The sequence below is a fragment of the Streptomyces sp. NPDC111744 genome, assembly GCF_055634995.1.
In genome coordinates this window covers 24,154-41,065 of record NZ_JBVKCG010000008.1, presented here as the reverse complement: position 1 = coordinate 41,065, position 16,912 = coordinate 24,154, and the positions used below count along the sequence as shown (strand labels likewise).

At 72.4% G+C, this 16,912-nt stretch carries 18 protein-coding genes; 6 read left to right on the top strand and 12 right to left on the bottom strand.

Annotation, left to right across the window (positions count from 1 at the left end; all coding sequences use genetic code 11):
* Nucleotides 1-41 precede the first annotated feature (41 nt).
* The 12 genes from mslH to ACZ7OO_RS19480 form a co-directional block, all read right to left on the bottom strand.
* Nucleotides 42-1,364 carry a lasso peptide C-terminal Trp epimerase gene (gene mslH / locus ACZ7OO_RS19535; RefSeq protein WP_471506013.1) on the bottom strand — a complete coding sequence of 441 codons (1,323 nt, stop codon included), beginning with the start codon at nt 1,362-1,364 and terminating at the stop codon, nt 42-44.
* Nucleotides 1,361-2,092, bottom strand: a complete 732-nt coding sequence (locus ACZ7OO_RS19530; protein ID WP_471506012.1) for a DsbA family protein — start codon at nt 2,090-2,092, stop codon at nt 1,361-1,363. The genes mslH and ACZ7OO_RS19530 overlap by 4 nt, the downstream gene beginning before the upstream one ends.
* Nucleotides 2,089-2,619, bottom strand: a complete 531-nt coding sequence (locus ACZ7OO_RS19525) for a MauE/DoxX family redox-associated membrane protein (protein ID WP_471506011.1) — start codon at nt 2,617-2,619, stop codon at nt 2,089-2,091. The genes ACZ7OO_RS19530 and ACZ7OO_RS19525 overlap by 4 nt, the downstream gene beginning before the upstream one ends.
* A 20-nt stretch (nt 2,620-2,639) precedes the next feature.
* Complete coding sequence (locus tag ACZ7OO_RS19520) at nt 2,640-3,509, bottom strand: ABC transporter permease (protein ID WP_471506010.1); 870 nt, start codon at nt 3,507-3,509, stop codon at nt 2,640-2,642.
* Entirely contained in the window at nt 3,506-4,471 is a 966-nt protein-coding gene (locus tag ACZ7OO_RS19515) for an ATP-binding cassette domain-containing protein (RefSeq protein WP_471506009.1), read from the bottom strand. Before ACZ7OO_RS19515 ends, ACZ7OO_RS19520 begins: the two co-directional genes overlap by 4 nt.
* Nucleotides 4,468-4,959 (bottom strand): lasso peptide biosynthesis B2 protein, encoded by a 492-nt coding sequence (locus ACZ7OO_RS19510; RefSeq protein ID WP_471506008.1) that lies wholly within the window; start codon nt 4,957-4,959, stop codon nt 4,468-4,470. The genes ACZ7OO_RS19515 and ACZ7OO_RS19510 overlap by 4 nt, the downstream gene beginning before the upstream one ends.
* Nucleotides 4,956-5,219, bottom strand: a complete 264-nt coding sequence (locus ACZ7OO_RS19505) for a lasso peptide biosynthesis PqqD family chaperone (RefSeq protein ID WP_471506007.1) — start codon at nt 5,217-5,219, stop codon at nt 4,956-4,958. The genes ACZ7OO_RS19510 and ACZ7OO_RS19505 overlap by 4 nt, the downstream gene beginning before the upstream one ends.
* Nucleotides 5,216-7,057 carry a lasso peptide isopeptide bond-forming cyclase gene (locus tag ACZ7OO_RS19500; protein WP_471506006.1) on the bottom strand — a complete coding sequence of 614 codons (1,842 nt, stop codon included), beginning with the start codon at nt 7,055-7,057 and terminating at the stop codon, nt 5,216-5,218. The genes ACZ7OO_RS19505 and ACZ7OO_RS19500 overlap by 4 nt, the downstream gene beginning before the upstream one ends.
* A gap of 72 nt (nt 7,058-7,129) precedes the next feature.
* Nucleotides 7,130-7,258 carry an aborycin family tricyclic lasso peptide gene (locus ACZ7OO_RS19495; protein ID WP_471506005.1) on the bottom strand — a complete coding sequence of 43 codons (129 nt, stop codon included), beginning with the start codon at nt 7,256-7,258 and terminating at the stop codon, nt 7,130-7,132.
* Nucleotides 7,259-7,376: 118 nt separating this feature from the next.
* On the bottom strand, nt 7,377-8,129 hold the full coding sequence (locus ACZ7OO_RS19490) for an ABC transporter permease (RefSeq protein WP_471506004.1): 753 nt from the start codon (nt 8,127-8,129) through the stop codon (nt 7,377-7,379).
* Nucleotides 8,122-9,069: an ABC transporter ATP-binding protein gene (locus tag ACZ7OO_RS19485; protein ID WP_471506003.1), complete on the bottom strand. Its 948-nt coding sequence runs from the start codon at nt 9,067-9,069 to the stop codon at nt 8,122-8,124. Before ACZ7OO_RS19485 ends, ACZ7OO_RS19490 begins: the two co-directional genes overlap by 8 nt.
* A gap of 145 nt (nt 9,070-9,214) precedes the next feature.
* Nucleotides 9,215-10,348: a sensor histidine kinase gene (locus tag ACZ7OO_RS19480; RefSeq protein WP_471506002.1), complete on the bottom strand. Its 1,134-nt coding sequence runs from the start codon at nt 10,346-10,348 to the stop codon at nt 9,215-9,217.
* A 151-nt stretch (nt 10,349-10,499) separates the two neighbouring features.
* Between ACZ7OO_RS19480 and ACZ7OO_RS19475 the strand changes: the two genes are divergently transcribed.
* From ACZ7OO_RS19475 to ACZ7OO_RS19450, 6 genes are all read left to right on the top strand, one after another.
* Nucleotides 10,500-11,207, top strand: a complete 708-nt coding sequence (locus tag ACZ7OO_RS19475; protein ID WP_471506001.1) for a LuxR C-terminal-related transcriptional regulator — start codon at nt 10,500-10,502, stop codon at nt 11,205-11,207.
* A 358-nt stretch (nt 11,208-11,565) separates the two neighbouring features.
* Nucleotides 11,566-12,534, top strand: a complete 969-nt coding sequence (locus ACZ7OO_RS19470) for an ABC transporter substrate-binding protein (protein ID WP_471506000.1) — start codon at nt 11,566-11,568, stop codon at nt 12,532-12,534.
* Nucleotides 12,531-13,331 (top strand): ABC transporter permease, encoded by an 801-nt coding sequence (locus ACZ7OO_RS19465; RefSeq protein ID WP_471505999.1) that lies wholly within the window; start codon nt 12,531-12,533, stop codon nt 13,329-13,331. Before ACZ7OO_RS19470 ends, ACZ7OO_RS19465 begins: the two co-directional genes overlap by 4 nt.
* A 140-nt stretch (nt 13,332-13,471) precedes the next feature.
* Nucleotides 13,472-14,332: an ABC transporter permease gene (locus ACZ7OO_RS19460; RefSeq protein WP_471505998.1), complete on the top strand. Its 861-nt coding sequence runs from the start codon at nt 13,472-13,474 to the stop codon at nt 14,330-14,332.
* A complete protein-coding gene (mdlC, locus tag ACZ7OO_RS19455; protein ID WP_471505997.1) occupies nt 14,329-15,936 on the top strand; it encodes a benzoylformate decarboxylase in 1,608 nt (535 codons plus the stop codon). Before ACZ7OO_RS19460 ends, mdlC begins: the two co-directional genes overlap by 4 nt.
* 3 nt (nt 15,937-15,939) lie before the next feature.
* A complete protein-coding gene (locus tag ACZ7OO_RS19450) occupies nt 15,940-16,707 on the top strand; it encodes an ABC transporter ATP-binding protein (protein ID WP_471505996.1) in 768 nt (255 codons plus the stop codon).
* Nucleotides 16,708-16,912: the final 205 nt, after the last annotated feature.

Sequence of the window (16,912 nt, the reverse complement as noted above, 5' to 3'; positions counted from 1 at the left end):
AGCAGGGCTCTCTCGTCAACCCGCCTGTCCGGTACGGCTCTTCAGGCCATCTTCAGAAGCAGCTCCCCGGCCCCGTCGTCCCCCGCCCCGACCGTCGTACCGTACGGCTCCGACAGCCGGGCGACATCGGTGAGGATCTCGTTGGCCTCGGCCTGGTCGGCCAGGCGGGGGCGGCCCCTGCGGTGCACCGGCCGGCCGAAGCCGAGGTCGACCGGGTGCAGGTGGGCCGTCACGAGGGTGCCGTCGTCGAAGGTGAGGACCGGCAGGAGCGACTGCCAGTAACGGCGGTGCGGGGCGAACAACCGGGTGCCGTGGCCGCCCAGTCGGTCGTAGTAGCGGCCCGGGGTGGGCGGCCGGTCGGTGGTGACCTTGGCGTAGTCCTCGGCGGAGACACGGTCGGTCAGTTCGATCTGGCTGACGATGTTGCCGAGACTGTAGAAGATCGGCCTGTTCCGGTACAGCTCGACACCGCGAAGGAAGTGCGGGCCGTGTCCGACCACGACGTCCGCGCCCTCGTCGATCATCCGGTGGGCGAAGGCGCGCAGGAACTCGCCCGGCGTCTCGGGCGTCGGGCCGGGCTCGTGGGAGTGCACGCTCACCACGACGAGGTCCGCGCGGAGGCGGGCCTCGCCGACCCAGCGGGAGATCTCGTCGAGGTCGCGTGGATCGCACTCGGTGGTGAAGCCCGGTTCTTCCGCCGTCAGGAAGCGGGTGCCGAACAGGGTGAGCCGGTCGGGTGCGAGGAGGGCGGGATCGACCCCGAGCAGGGCACGGGCCTCGGCCCGGCGGGCGCGCAGGCCCGTCTCGGCGTCGATCGTCCGCAGCACGTCCATCTGAGGGGCCGTCACCCGCAGGGTCGCGGTGTGGCGCAGCGGGTTCAGCCCCGGCCGGCCGGGCAGTTCCGGTGACGGGTCGGCCGCTTCCTGGCCGGGCAGGAACGTCGTGGTGCAGGCGAGCATCGCCAGGCTGCCGCCCGGCCGGTCGACGTAGACGGGCCGGCGCGCCGCGGTGAGGTCGGCGCCGATCCCGGCGTACGGGATCCGCCTGGACCGCAGCAGGTCCACGGTGCCGAGCACGCCCTCCGTGCCCAGGTCCATGGCGTGGTTGTTGGCGCAGCCCAGCACGGTGAACCCGGTCGCCGTGATCTCGTCCAGTACACCGGAGTCCGCGATCAGACAGCCGCCACCGGCCGCGTTGTGCACCGGGTGTCCGCGTCCGTCGCTGGGCACCACCTCCAGGTTGGTGACGGCGAAGTCGGCGCTGTGCAGGAGTTCCTGGAGCCGTCCGGCGGCCGGGTCGGAGGCGATCAGCGCTCCCCGTGTCGCCATGCAGTCGCCGGAGAGGGCCACGGTCAGCCGGGTCACCGCCGGGCCTCCGTGACCGCGCGGGTCAGCGTGGCGCCCGGATCGGGGCCGGTGACGTCGACGCGGCTGCCCTGCACTGTGACGGTCGGTGTCAGCGCCACCTTGCGGGAGGCGGCGACATCGGAGACGTAACGTACCCAGGGCCGGTACGGGGCGTCCTCGACGCACCGTGCGAAGGAGGACCCGGTGATGCCGGCGTCCCGGCCCGCTGCGATCAGCTGGGCCTCGCTGAGCCCGGGGCCCTGCTCGGCGGGCTGCTTCGCGAACAGGACCGTGGAGTACTGCTCGAACCTGCCCGCGTCCGCCGCGCAGGCCGCCGCCGAGGCCGCCTGTGTCGAGTAACCCGCGGGTTTGCTGCGGTCGTCGAGGAAGGCGACCGGGTGGTAGACGACGCTCACCCCACGGCGCGACCTCAGATCGTCCAGAGCGGCGGTCAGGGCCCGTTCGGTACGACGGCATTCGGGGCACAGGTAGTCGAGGTAGACGTCGACGCGTACGGCGCCGGTGGAGGCCGCTACGCCCGAACGGTCGGCGGCCACCCCGGCCGGTACGCGGCTCGGTGCCTTGTCGGGGGCCGTGTTGTTCGCCCGGACCAGGCCCGCGCCGACCAGTGCGGCGGCGGCGACCACCAGGACGGCCACCAGCGACACCACCAACGCGCGCCTTCGCCGGAGCCGTTGGTGCACCATCTCACGCACCATGGCGTCCGTTGTCCGTGTGTCCGTCATGCTCCTCGCTCCTTCGGGTCCAGGACCCAGCTGTCCAGCGCGTACCGGGTGCGCGGATTCCGGATCAGCAGGGCGGCCGCGCCCAGCAGCACCAGGTCGCGCGCGATGTCGAGCGCGTAGCCGCGTTCGGCGCCACCGCTGAGCGTGCCTCCGCCGCCGAAACAGCCGCAGTCGATGGACATGCCCCGTGCCCACACGGAGGCGATGGCCGCCGCATACGCGACCAGCAGGACGGCCGCGCCCGTCGCCGCTGCCCTGGTGGCCAGCCCGGCCGCGAGCAGCAGCGCGAGCGCCACCTCGACGAACGGCAGAACACCGCCGACCAGTTGGGCCCAGTCGTCGGGCACGATGCGGTAGAGCGCGACCGTCCGTCCGGCCTCCGTCAGGTTCCCGATCTTCACCAGACCGGCGTAGGCCAGGACCGCCGCCAGGAGCAGCCGGGCTGCGAGACGCGCCGCGCCCGACCGGTTCCCGGCGGTCGTCCGGGTGTTCGTCGGCGTCGTGACATCCACCGTGCTCGTGTCCACCGTGTCCTGTCCTCCCCGGCTCATGACGTACGGGAGAACCGGTAGCCCGCGATACCCAGCGCGACCGCGGTGAGGGCGGCCAGCAGGCCCAGTTCGGCGGCCACGGGTGGCTGCCAGTCGCCGAGCATCAGCCGGGTCTGCTCCGAGGTGAGCACACCCGGGCCGGGCAGGGTGCGGCGGACCGCGTCGACGCCGTACGTCAGCGGGTTGAGCTTGACGACGGTGTCGAGCCAGCCGGGCAGGCCGTTGGGCGGGAACATCGCGCCGGAGAAGAACATCAGCGGCATCAGGCTCAGGTTCACCACGACCTGGAAGGTGTCGACCTGCCGGATGGTGACGGCGGCGAGCAGCCCCAGCGAGGTGAACATGAGCGAGATGAGCAGGAGTTCGATCAGGACGACCAGCAGCATCGGCGTGTAGCGGATGCTCGCGATGCCGCCGACGGACAGCACCATGAGGCCGTAGAACGCGCCCGTGGTGGCGCCGCCGAGGGCCAGTCCGAACACGATGGCCGAGCGTGGGAACGGTGCCACGAGCATCTGGCGCAGCACCCCCAGCCTGCGGTCCCACACCAGCGAGATGCCCACCGCGACGGCCGGAGCCTGCACGGACATGACCAGCGTGCCGGGGAACAGAAAGGCCCGGTAGTCGTTCAGCTGGGCCTTGCCGAGGCTGGACGACGCCGCGTCGAGTCCGGTGCCGAGGACGACGAGGAACAGCAGGGGGGTCACGAGGCCCATGGCCAGGCGCACCGGGTTGTGCCGCAGCCGGGTCATCTCCCGCCGCCAGAGCAGCAGGACGGGGCGTGCGGGGTGGCGAGAACGGCCGGCCGGCGGTGCCGCGGCGGTGACATCGCCGAGTGCGGCCGGTGCGGTGTCGGTCCGGCTCATCGCAGTCCCTCCCCGAGGTTGCCGAGCGTGCGTGCGCCGGTCGCGCTCTCCCGGATGGCGAGACCGGTGTGGTGCAGGAAGACGTCGTCCAGCGTGGGCGGGGCGATGCTCACCTCGCTCACGGTCACGCCGAGTTCGGTGCACAGGCGGGGCACGAGGGCGGCGGCGCGCTCGACCCGGAGCAGCAGGCCGTCCGGAGTGGGCTCCGCCGGGAGGCCGAACCGGTCGCCGAGGACCTCGGCGGCGCGCTTGTCGTCCTCGGTACGCAGGACGACCAGGTCGGCCCCGATGACGGACTTGAGGTCCGCGGGTGTGCCCTCCGTGATCACCTTGCCCCGGTCGACGATCGCGATCCGGTCGCAGTGCTCGGCCTCGTCCAGTTGATGGGTGGTGAAGAAGACCGTGATGCCCTTCTCCCGCCGCAGCCGCTCCAGGTGGTCCCAGACGGCGGCACGGGTCTGGGTGTCCAGTCCGGTCGTCGGCTCGTCGAGGAACAGCACGCGGGGCTCGGCGAGCAGGCCACGGGCGATCTCGAGGCGGCGGCGAAGCCCGGTGGAGAACTGCCGTACGGGCACCCTGCGGCGCGCGGAAAGGTCCATCAGGTCGAGCAGCGAGGCGATCGCGTCGCGGGCCGCGCGGCGGGACAGGCCGCACAGGTCGGCTTGGAAGCGGAGGTTCTCGGCGGCGGTGAGGTCCAGGTCGAGGGTCGACTCCTGGAACACGATGCCGATACGGCGGCGGACCTCGGCGGGCCGGGCGGCGACGTCGAAGCCCGCCACCTCCGCGCGGCCCGTGGTGGGTCGCAGCAGGGTGGTCAGCATGTTGATGGTGGTGGTCTTGCCGGCGCCGTTCGGTCCGAGGAAGCCGTACATGCTGCCCGTGGGGACGGTCAGATCGAGCCCGTTCACGGCCGGTGTGGTGCCGTAGTACGCGTAGAGGCCCTCGGCCCGGATCGCCGTCATGAGCGGCTCCCGTCGGAGGGGCGGCGGCCGCCGTCGGTGGGGTGCGGGTCCTTGTCGTAAGGGCGTTTGTGCTCGTCCGGGCGACGGACCGCCAGGACCGTGCGGAACACGCTGAGTTCGCCGGGTTCGTCCACCGGCCGCCCGTCGGCCTCCACCCAGGCGTGCGCGCCGAACGGTTCGGTCCTGAATCCCGTGCACCAGTCGGCCCACCTGCCGTGCGCCCGGCACAGCAGGACGGTGGCCACTGAACGCTGGAGGCAGCCGAGGCCCGCGCAGCGGGTGCTGACCGAGACGACGGACCGGCGGGCCCGCGCCACCTCGGCGTACCCGGCGGGGCGGGACCCTTTGCTGACCACGCGCAGCACGCGGTGCAGCCGGGCCGGGGGCAACCGGACCAGCAGACGTGCCGCCCCGGCCGCGCACCGGGGGGCGAGCTGCCGGTGCCAGGGCAGCCACAGGGCCTGTTCGGCCACGGTGGGGGTGGTCACGAGGTCACCTCCACGAGATGGGCGGCGCTGAGCGCGTCGATGAGGGTCTGGACGTCCTGCCGTGCCTGGGCGTCGGTGACCGGGGCCGCGGCGCACAGACCGGCGGCGGCCGTGTCGGGCGCCTGCCCGTCGAGCAGTTGGCGCAGGACGCCCGCGCCGGAGTGGTTCAGCTGCCAGTAGCGGCCGCGGCGCCCGTCGAGCAGCACGGCCCCGGAGTCGACGACGGTGAGGGTGACGTCGCGGGCGAGGGTCAGCTTCATCGGAGTTCTCCCGTGTGCGGGTCCTGGGTGGGCGGCAGGGGGTGCGTCCCTGGATGCGTCCGCAGCCAGCTCTCGCAGGCCACTGTGGTGTCGATCGGCTGGAGATGATGGGACATCGGCCCCGGGTTCAGCACCGCGGACCGGAAGGCCGCCGGGTCGACGAGGCCGAGCCGGGCGAGGTGGGAGTCCTCGCAGAGCTCCAGGATGCGGGCCCGGTTGCGGGTCAGGCCCCGGAACGCCTCCGCGCTGAACTCGCCCTTGTCACGGCGGGCCAGGATGTCCGCGGGGACGAGCCCCCGTACGGCCGAGGTGAGCAGCGGCTTGAACCGCCCGCCGACCAGGCGCTGGTCGATCCGGGTGGCCAGGGCCGCCTCCACCACCCGGTCGTCGAGGAAGGGCGCGTCCCAGGTGATGCCGGTGTCCGCGAGAGCGGTGTTGACCTGGCGGACGTTGGTTCCCTCGAAGACGAGTGAGGCGAGCGCCTGGTGCCGGGCCCGGTCGGCGTCCAGGGGCCCGGGTCCCTCGGTGGCGGTGTCGGTGAGAAGGTCGCGGACCGCGGCCACCGCGTCGGGGGTTGCCCAGGCGGGCAGGCGGGGCGCGAACACCCAGCCGAAGTCGGGCTCGTCGACGGGCGGGGGCGGGGTGTCGATTCGGGCGGCGACCCGGCCGAGGTTCTGCGCGAACGTCGACCGGTCGAGCAGCGCGCGTACGGTCGCCCGCAACGGCCAGCGATTGGCCAGCCGGTAGCGGTTGACCAGCCGCAGCCCGCCGACCGGTGTGGCCCGGACCAGGGACCAGGCGCAGGCCGGCATCCGGCCGAACAACTCGTCACCGCCGAAGCCGGTCAGGTGCAGCGTGGCGCCCTCCGCCGTGGCCCGCTTGGCCAGGTCCTGGATGTGGGCGAGTCCGGAGGCCCAGGTCGAGGGACCTTCCGGGGCCGCGCCCACGACGTCGGCGGTGTAGCCGACGTCGAACAGGTTCTCGGCGCGGTCGGCGGCCAGCGTGTGGTGCCGGGCCGCCGGCAGGCACTCCGCGGCTCGGTGGGCCCACGTCGTGTCCGCGTTGGCGCTGTCGATCGGCATCACGTGGTACGTGAGCAGGTCGCCGCCCGCCGCGTGCGCGAGGAAGCACAGGGAGGTGGAGTCCAGGCCGCCGGACAGGTCGGCGCTGAGGGTGCCGCCCGCGGCGACCCGGGTGCTGATCGCGTCGTCCAGCGCCGAACGGACGGCCGCCGCTCCCTCCGCGAGCGTGAGGGACGGCTCCGGGAGCTCCCACCAGCGGGTCTGCCGGGCCCGGCCGTCCGTGTCCAGTTCCAGCCAGTGGCCGGTGGTGAGCGCCTCGATGCCCCGGCGGACGGGGCGCTGGGCGAGCGGCCAGGGTGGTCCGCCCGGCGCCAGCAGTCGGGCGGCGAGCACGGCCTCGTCGAGGTCGGCGCCGGTCAGCCGCAGCAGGGGCGCCACCCCGCTCGCGGCGACGGTCACCCCGTCGACGACGGCCGTGAAGATCTGTCGTACGCCGACGGCCGAACCCTGCACCCTGGTCCTGCCGTCCAGTGACACCGTCAGGTGGAAGGCTCCCGGCAGCCGGGACGCGAGTGCGTCCACGTCGTGCAGCGAGCGCAGGCGGCCGAGCGCGGCCGCCGTGGCGGTCTCGTCGAGCCGGGTGTGTCCCAGCACGACCATCCGCCGTGGGCCCGCCTCGACGACGGTGGCCTCGGCCTCGGGCCAGTCGCCGACGATCCAGGGCCGCCCCGACGCGTGGTCGACGCGCCGTGCCGCCCGCAGCCGGCCGGCCGTTGCGGCGCCGGCCGGGCAGTCCGGAAGAACCGTGAATTCCATGTCGCCTCGTTCCCCGTCCCCTCGTTCCCCGGGTGGTGCCGGTGCGTGTGAACGCACCGGCACCGGACGTGATCACCAGAAGCAGACGATCGCGTAACCGCAGCCGAGGAAGTCGTTGCAGCTTCCGACGCCGAGGCACTTCGTGAGCTCGTCGAAGTCGCCGACTTCCTGCAGCATGGGGGGCTCGTAGATCGTGGACATGGGTGTCCTCCCGTTTCGGATCGGTCAGGCCGACCTGTTCGGCCTGTTGTGATCTGTCACGGAAGGTACGGGGCGCAACGTCCCAAGGGCATGGGGCAGTTGTCCCATGCCGGTCCTGTCAGCTGTCCCAACGGCGCTGGCGCACCCAGCCCCAGCCGAGGGCTGCGACGGTCCAGGCGAGCAGCACCGTGAAGCCGAAGGCCGTGTGAGGGGAGCGGACGGTCAGCAGCTCGTTTCCCGCCTGGTCGGGAAAGAACCGTGCCATCTCCTTGGTCGCCCCGAGGATGGACAGGATGTGCGTCCCCGCGAGCACCATCGGCAGCAGAACGGCCAGCGGTACGACGGCGTTCCGGGCGATCGCCGCGATACCGGCCGCGAACAGGCACATCAGGGTCAGATAGACGACGGCCCCGGCCAGGGCGCGCGGGACACCGCTCGCGCCGAGCGAGGAACCGTGGGACCCGAGAGCCGCCTGCGTGACCAGGTAGCCGAGGACGGTGACCGGGACAGAGACGGCCACCGCTGCCAGGGCGGTGACGCTCACCTTCGCCAGATAGAGTCGTCCGCGCCGGGGTACGGCGAGCAGCGAGACACGGATCATGCCGGATGTGTACTCGCTGGTGACGATGAGCACGCCGAACACGATCAGCGCCAGCTGGCCGTAGAGGATGCCGTCGAGACCGGCCTGCTCGGGGGTGAAGTCGGAACGCAGCCGCGGGTTGTCGGACTCCAGCGCGTTCTTCGCGGACCAGCCGTCGAGGGCGGCGATGAGAATGCTGACCGCGGCGAACAGCAGCAGCGAGATCCGGTTGCTGCGAATGCCGCGCAGCTTGGTGGTCTCGGCGCGGACCGCCGCGAGCGTCTCAGACATGGGTGTTCCTGCCTTCCTCACCGAGGATTCGTGGGCCGCCGGCTCCCGCCCGGGTGCCTCCTTCTCCGATGACCTCGAGGAAGGTCTCCTCCAACGAACCGGCGTGGGTGCTGAGTTCGTCGAGCGGGAAGCCGCCTGCCGCCGCGATCCGGCTGACGTCCCCGGCCGCCATCCCCACGACGTCCAGGCCGCCGCCAGGGACGCGGGTCACGGTGGCGCCACCACCTTCAAGCTGCCTGCCCAGTCTGTCGGGTTCGGGGGTGCGGACGCGTACGTAAGGCCGTCCGTGGCGCTCGATGAAGGCCGACATTCCGGTGTCCGCGAGGAGCCGGCCCCGGCTGATGACGACCAGGTGATCGGCGACCAGGGCCATCTCGGTCATCAGATGGCTGGAGATGAGGACGGTACGGCCCTCGGCGGCCATCGAGCGCAGCAGGTCGCGCAGCCAGCGGATGCCCTCGGTGTCCAGGCCGTTGACCGGTTCGTCGAGCACCAGCACGGACGGGTCGCCGAGCAGCGCGGCGGCCAGGCCCAGCCGCTGGCCCATGCCGAGGGAGAAGGTGCCGGTCCGGCGCCGGGCCGCGTCCGCGAGCCCGACCGTCTCCAGGACCTCGGCGACCCGGCCACGGGCGATCCGGTTGCTCTGGGCGAGCCAGAGCAGATGGTCGCGCGCGGTCAGGCCGCGGTGCGGGGCCGAGGTCTCCAGCAGGGCACCGATGTGGCGCAGGGGGTAGGTCAGATCGCCGTAGGCATGCCCGTCGATCCGCGCGGTCCCGGCGTCGGGGCGGGTCAGGCCCAGCATCATCCGCATGGTGGTCGACTTCCCGGCGCCGTTGGGGCCGAGGAAGCCGGTGACGGCTCCGGGCCGCACCGTGAAGGTCAGGCCGTCCACGACGGTGGCCGGCCCGTACCGCTTGGTCAGGTTCTGGACGTCAATCACACGACGAGTCTGGCCGTGGCGGCCGCACCACACATCGGACCTGGGTCGGGACGGTGCGGGCCGGTTTCGGGGACCGGCCTCATACCGGGGTATGAGTCTTTTCAGCCATACCTGCGGCGGGCGGGACGCACGGCGGTCAGGGCCGTCAGTACGGCAGTGTCGCGAGGATCCGGAAGCCCGCGCCGGGGCACGGGCCCGCGGTGAGGGTCCCGCCGTGCGCGACGGCCCGTTCCTTCATTCCGACGAGCCCCATGCCACCGCCGGGGACGGTCGGCCGGTGCCCGGGCCCGGGGCCGTCGTCGGTGACGTCGATCGTCAGGACGCCGTCCTGCGCGGTGACGCTGACCAGGCAGCGGGTCGGGGCAGCGTGTTTGACCACGTTGGTCAGCGCCTCCTGGACGATCCGGAACGCGGTCAGCGCGACCCCGCCGGGTGGTTCCTCCGCGCAGTCGGAGTGCAGGTCGACGCCGACGCCGGCCGCCTCGGCCGTACGGACCAGGGAGGGCAGGTCCGACAGGCCGCGGACCGGCTGGAGGCCCTGGGGCTGGTCGACGTGTTCTCGCCGCAGCACCTTGAGGGTGGCCCGCATGTCGCGCAGCGCCCTGCGGCTGACGTCCTCGATGACGGCGAGGGCTTCTCTCGCCTCCTCCGGGTGGGTGGCGACGACGTGGTTGGCGACCCCGGCCTTGATCGCGATCAGGCCCACGCTGTGGGTGACCACGTCGTGGATGTCCCGGGCGATCCTCATGCGTTCTTCGACCATGGCCTGCTCGGCCGCCTGTTCGATGGTCCGCCGCAGGCTCTCGCGCCGCTCCCGTACGGCCGTCCCCGCGGCCCACGTCGCCCCCAGCATCAGCAGCCCGAACGGCAGTTGCACCACCAGGGTGCCGCCCGTGTAGCGCTGCCCGCCCGTCACCGTCAGCAGGGCCGCGCCCGCCGCGCTCGCCCCGCCGACGATCACGGCCGACCGCCCCAGCTGCCGTCGCCGTGTCGTCGCGACCAGGTACAGGGCGTAGGCGGCGGCGAGGAATACGGCAGGGCCGAGACCGGCGGCCAGCGCCGCGCAGGACGCGGTGAGGACGGTCGCGAACACCGGGACGGGCCACAGCCGTCGTACGGCGAGGGGCAGCGCGGTGGCGAGCGAGAGCAGGGACACGGTGAGGCCACCGGGCACGCCGCCGGTGTCCGGCCGTACCACCGTCAGTTGAGGAAGCAGGGCGAACCCGAGGGCGGCCGCCCCGTCGAGGAGGATCAGGCGTCGGCGCGAGACATCTCCCATGTGCCGAACCTATGCGTCGGACCAGCCGGACGTCCAACGCGGCCGGAACAGGACCATACCGGGTCAAGCCCCTGTAGGCCGTCCGCCTGGTCTGCCTAGGCTGACACCATCTTTGCAGGCGTACCAATGCGTACCACGGGGGTGCGAAGCCATGCAGATCAACCTGTTCATTCTCAGTGAGGACCCTGTCTCCCTGGCCGGGCTCGAGGCGATCGTCGAACAGGACGACAGCGTCAATCTCATCGGCACGGCGGTGGACGAGTCCCACGGCCTTCGATGTCTCGAGAACAACCCTCTCCGTCCCGACGTGGTGATCCTCGGTGAACCACCGTCAAAACGTGCCATCTACAGGAACGTTGAGTGGATCGTCTCCACGTACCGCCAGGAGAAGTCACGGCCGCAGATCGTCGTGGTGTCGCAGAAGGACTACGACGACGTGATCGTCTCCGCCCTTCGCCTCGGCGTGAACGGCTATCTCGCGCGGATCGCGTCCTCGGAGGAACTGCTTCAGTCCCTGCACATCGTGGCACGCGGGGGTGCCGCGTTCAGCCCGACGATCGCGGCTCGCTTCAGCAGATTCTTCGCCACCGTGCAAAGACTCCCCGAGCCGTCCGAGTTCTCCCAGCTGACCAGCAGGGAGACGGAGATACTGGAACTGCTCGCGGACGGCATGAACAACCGTCAGATCGCCCGGCGCCTCTTCCTCGCCGAGAAGACCGTACGCAACTACGTCTCCCGCATCTTCACCAAACTGGAGGTACACGACCGGGCCGCCGCCGTACTGTGCGCACGCGACGCGGGTTTCGGCGACCAGCCGGACGCCGCGGAGCCGGACGCCGTACTGCCCCAACACGCCTGACAACGGCCGAATTCGTTCTCCACGACTCCCGTCTGAGGGAGCGCCGACCGCTCGGGGCACGGCTCACTCGGTGCGCGGCGCGGTGGCGGTGCCGATCTGCGCGGCCCGGTCCGCCCAGGGCGAGCAGGGCCGGCTCGGGCGCGCGGTGCTCCAGCAGACCGGCGGCATGCCTGCGGGCCCCGGCCCGGGGCATGCCGGCCAGGACGGTCCGCTCACGCGTCGCGCACGCGTCACGGGCCCCCGATCAGGGGAGACCGCGCGAACAGTGGTGCCCGACGGCGCCCTGCGACGAACCGAGAGCCCGAAAATCCGCCTCGGATCTGTAGCGATCATGACAAATTAGGGTAGGCATGCCGATATGCCTTTACGTCGATCGCATTCGGGAACCAAACGCCTCGCCGCCCTCGTCGCAGCCGCGGCGCTGATCCTGGTGGGCTGTGACAGCGGCGGCACACCGCACTCCGGTGACGGCCGGCAGCAGCTGACCGTGGCGGCACTGCCGCTCACCGACTCCGCCGCCCTCTATCTGGCCCGGGACCGTGGGCTGTTCGCCAAGGAAGGCCTGGACGTGCGCATCCAGCCCGTGCAGCAGAGCATCCAGGCGCTGCCCGCGCTGCTCAAGGGTCAGGTGAACGTCATCGCGAGCGCGAACTACGTCACCTACTTCCAGGCGTACGAGAAGGGCACCCTGGACCTGCGCATCTTGGCCGAGGGAGTGCGGATCGCCCCGCACATGATGGATGTCCTCGTGCCCAAGGACTCCGCCCTGAAGTCGCCCGCGGACCTCGCCGGCAAGAAGGTCGCCGTCGCCGTCCTGAACAACATCCAGTCCCTGACCCTGAACGCGATCCTCGACGCCCGGCACGCCGGGCGACCCGTCTACCGGCAGATCCTGTTCCCGCAGATGGGCCCCGCTCTGCAGCGGGGCCAGGTGGACGCCGCACACGCGGTCGAGCCCTTCGACACGGCCATCCAGGGCGAGCTGGGCGCGAGGGTGCTGCTCGACGGCGGCTCGGGGCCGGCGAAGGGCCTGCCCGCCAGCGGGTACATCACCACGGCCGACTTCGTGAAGAAGAACCCGAAGGCGGCAGCGGGCTTCCGGCGTGCCGTCGAGGCGGCATCCAAGCTGGCTGCCGAGGACCCGGCGGCTGTGCGCACCGAACTGCCCAAGTACACCAAGGTGACCGCGGACCAGGCCGCGTCGATCCACCTGCCGGCCTACCCACCGGCCGCCGATCCGTCCGCCCTGGGCCGGCTCGTCCGGCTCATGCGCACCCAGGGACTGCTGAGCAAGGACATCGACCCGGCACCCCTGCTGGTGAAATGACACGGCGTCAGGAACTCCTGCTGGGGCTGCTCGGCGCGGCGGTGGCCTTCGGGATCTGTGAGGCGGTGGCCCGGGCCGGGATCGTCCGGCGCAGCTATCTACCGCCCGCATCCGAAGTCCTCGTCCGCGCCGCGCGGTTGGCGGGCGACCCGGCCTTTCTCGACGGGATCGGGGTGACCCTGCGGGCGTGGGCGCTCGGCCTCGGGCTCGCTTGTGCGCTCGCGGTGCCGCTGGGACTGCTGCTGGGCGCGGTGCCGGTCGCGGAGGCCGCCGCACGCGCCGTGATCGAGTTCCTGCGGCCCCTGCCGTCCGTCGCGCTGATCCCCCTGGTGTCCCTGCTGCTCGGGTCGGGCACACAGACGGAGGTGACGCTGATCGCGTACGCCTCGCTGTGGCCGGTGCTGTTCAACACCGTCTACGGCCTCGGCGAGGCCGACCCGCTGGCCCGGGACACCCTGCGCGCCTTCGGGTTCGGCCGGCTCGCGGTGCTGTTGCGGGCGGAGCTGCCGGCCACCGCCCCGTTCATCGCCGCCGGCGTACGGATCTCGGCCGCGGTCGCCCTGATTCTCGCCGTCGCGACGGAGATCCTTTCCGGCTTCGGCCAGGGCCTCGGTATCTTCATCGCCCAGGCCCAGACCGGGACCGACGGCACGCGGGACGTGCTGGCCGGGGTGGTGTGGGCGGGCGGCCTCGGGCTGATGATCAACGGCGTACTGGTCGGCGCCGAGCGGCGGTTGTTCGCCTGGGCGCAGGAACCCCGCCCAGCGTCGGGGAAGTCGGACCGGGGCCGGCCATGACGCAGTCGCAGCCGGAGCCTCAGCCTCAGCCGGAGCCTCAGCCGGAGCCGTTGCCGCAGCCGGAGCCTCAGCCTCAGCCGGAGCCGCTGTTGGAGCCGGAGCCGGAGCCGGAGCCGGAGCCTCAGCCGGAGCCGGAACCGTTGTCGGAGCCCGAGCCGCAGCAGACGCGGGGCACCGCCCGGCCCGGATCCGCACCCGGCTCGCCGCGCACCACCGCCGGGCCCTTCCTGCTGCGCTGGTCGGTGTTCCTCGGCGCCGTCCTCTGCTGGGAGCTGGCCGCCCGCGCGCAGGACAGCGTGTACTTCCCGCCGCCGCTGCGGATCGCCCGGCACGCCCGCGACCTGTGGTTCTCGGGCCCTGTCGGCCATCTGTTCCTCACCTCGGACGCCGTCGGCACCATCCTGCCGAGCCTGGGCCGGATGGCGGCCGGGTTCACGCTCGCCGCCGTCGCCGGGATCGCCCTGGGGATCGCGGTGGGCCGCTCACGCCGGGCGTACGCGCTGTGCAACCCGGTCCTCCAGTTCGCGCGGGCCGTGCCGCCGCCCGCGCTGGTGCCGGTGTTCGTCGTCGTCTTCGACGTCGGTACGCCCATGCAGGTGGCGTCGATCGTGTTCGGCGCCGTGTGGCCGGTGCTGGTCAACTCGGCCGAGGGCGCCCGTGCCACCGATCCGCTGCGGCTCCAGGTGGCGGCCGTGCTGCGGCTGACGGCACCCGAGCGGCTGTGGTTCCTGATCCTGCCCTCGGCGCTGCCCCGGATCTTCGCGGGGCTCCGGCTCAGCCTGTCGCTGTGCCTGATCCTGATGGTGTTCTCGGAGCTGCTGCCGGGCAGTGACGACGGCATCGGGTTCACGCTCACCGACGCCCAGACACGCTCCGACCTGCTCACGGTGTGGTCGGCGCTGCTGCTGCTCGGCACCCTCGGGTATCTCCTCAACACCGGACTGCTGGCGGTCGAGAAGCGGCTCGTCGGCCCGGGACCGTCCGCAAGGAGGACAGCATGACGACAGTCACCGTGCGCGAGGCGGTCGTACGGCTTCTGCGCGACACCGGCATGACCACGGTCTTCGGCAATCCGGGCTCCACGGAACTGCGGATGTTCCGCGACTGGCCGGACGACTTCACCTATGTGCTGGGTCTGCAGGAGTCCGTCGCCGTCGGCATGGCGGCCGGGCACGCGCTCGGCACCCGGCGGGCCGCGTTCGTCAGCCTGCACTCGGCCGGCGGGGTGGGACACGCGCTCGGCGCGGTCTTCAACGCCTTCCGCGACCGGGTGCCGCTGGTGATCGTGGCGGGTCAGCAGGCGCGCTCGCTGATCCAGCTGCGGCCGTTCCTCGGAGCCGACGAACCGGCCCTGTTCCCGCGCCCGTACGTGAAGTCCGCGCGCCAGCCGGAGCGGGCCGAGGACGTGCCGGCCGTGCTCGCCGAGGCGTACCGGGTCGCGATGGCGCCGCCCCGCGGCCCGGTGTTCGTGTCCGTGCCCGAGGACGACTGGGACCGGCCCGCCGAACCCGTCGCGCACCGCACGGTGCACTCGGGTTTCACGGCCGCCCCGGCCGCCCTCGACGCACTCGCCGCCCGGCTGGAGACCTGTGGGCGCCCGGCGCTCGTGGTCGGTCCGGGCGTGGACGACGAGGACGCGCTGGAACAGGTGCGGGCGCTGGCCGAGCGGATCCGGGCCGGGGTGTGGATCAGCCCGCTCTCCGGCCGCTCCGGCTTCCCGGAGTCGCATCCACTGTTCCAGGGCTTCCTGCCGCCGGTCGCCCGCCAACTGTCCGCGCGTCTCGCGCCGTACGACGTGGTGGTCGCCCTCGGCGCACCGGTGTTCACCTATCACGTGGCGGACGGCGGTCCGCCGCTCGCGCCCGGTACCGATCTGTTCCATCTGGACTGCGACCCCGGCCAGGCCGCCTGGCTGCCCACCGGCACCAGCATCGTCACCACCCTGCGGCCCGCCCTGGAAAGGCTCACCGGGCTGCTGAAGGAACCCGACCGCGCCCCGCCGCCACCCCGGCCGGAACCCGTCCCGGCCCGCGCCGAGGGACACATCACGCCGGAGCTGTTCTTCGACCTGCTGCGCGCCCGCCTACCGCGCGACCGGGTCCTCGTGGAAGAGGCGCCGAGCCACCGCGACACGCTGCACGCGCGCGTGCCCATCGCGTCGAGCGGCGGCTTCCTCACCACGGGCAGCGGGGCGCTCGGCTGGGGCCTGCCCCTCGCGGTGGGCCGGGCCCTCGCCGACAGGCGCCGGCTGGTGTGCGTGGTCGGGGACGGCTCGGCGCTGTACTCGGTGCAGGCCCTGTGGACCGCGGCCCGCCACACGGCACCGGTCACCTACGTCCTTCTGGACAACGGCGGTTACGCGGCCGTCCGCGCACTGGGCCGCCGGATCGGTATCGCGCCCGTCCCCGGCACGGACATCGCGGGCATCGACTTCACCGCACTCGCGGAGTCCTTCGGCTGCCCCGCGGCCCGCGTCGAGCACCCCGAGGAGCTGCCGTCCGCCCTGGACCACGCCCTGGGCCGGGGCGACGACACCGGCCCCTTCCTGCTGAACGTCGCGGTGACCGGCAGCGCGGGCACCCTGTACGAGCCCTGGGCCGGGTGAGGGATGCTGCGCCTCGATTCCGTCAGCCGGCACTTCGGCGACCAGCACGTCCTGGACGGCATCAGCCTGACCGTGCCCGACGGGCAACTCCTCAGCGTGGTCGGGCCCTCCGGCTGCGGCAAGTCCACGCTGCTGCGCACCATCGCCGGGCTGCTGCCCGCACAGGAGGGCACGGTCACGGTTGACGGGACACCGGTGACCGGCGTGCCGGAGCGGCTCGCGGTGGTCTTCCAGGAGTACGGCCGCTCGCTGCTGCCCTGGCTCACCGTCCGTGACAACGTGGCCCTGCCGTTGCGCCGCCGGGGCCTGGCCCGCGCCGCCCGCCGGGCCGAGGCCGAGACGATCCTCGAACGGGTCGGGCTGCACGGGGTCGCCCGGCGCCACCCGCGCGAACTGTCCGGCGGTATGCAACAGCGCGTCGCCATCGCTCGCGCCCTGGTCTGCCGGCCCTCGCTGCTGCTCATGGACGAGCCGTTCGGCTCGCTGGACGCGGGCACCCGCGAGGATCTGGAGGACCTGCTCCTCGAGGTCCATCGCGCCGACGACACGACCATCGTGTTGGTCACCCACGACATCGATGAGAGCGTGTACGTGGGCGACCGTGTCGTCGTCCTCTCTCCCGGCCCCGGCTCCCGTGTCGTCCGGGACCTGCCGGTCGCCCTGCCGGGCGAGCGTGACCAGATCACCACGCGCAGCTCTCCCGGTTTCGTGGCGCTGCGCACGGAGGTGGGACGGGCAGTGCGAAACGCTCCGCCGGGAGGACCGGAATGAGCAACTGCCCCGCCGCGGCCGGTTGCCCCGATTGCCCCGCTCCGCGGCCGCCCTCAAGCAGCACCGCGCCCAGCAGGACAAGGGCCGAGGGCCGGTAGGCAGGGTTACGGGTGGTACTTCCCTCGACCGTCTCGGCACCGCCGGACCGGGAGTTCACGGTGACGCGGACCGTCACGCTGTCGGTCTTCGCAGCCGTCTCCAGCTG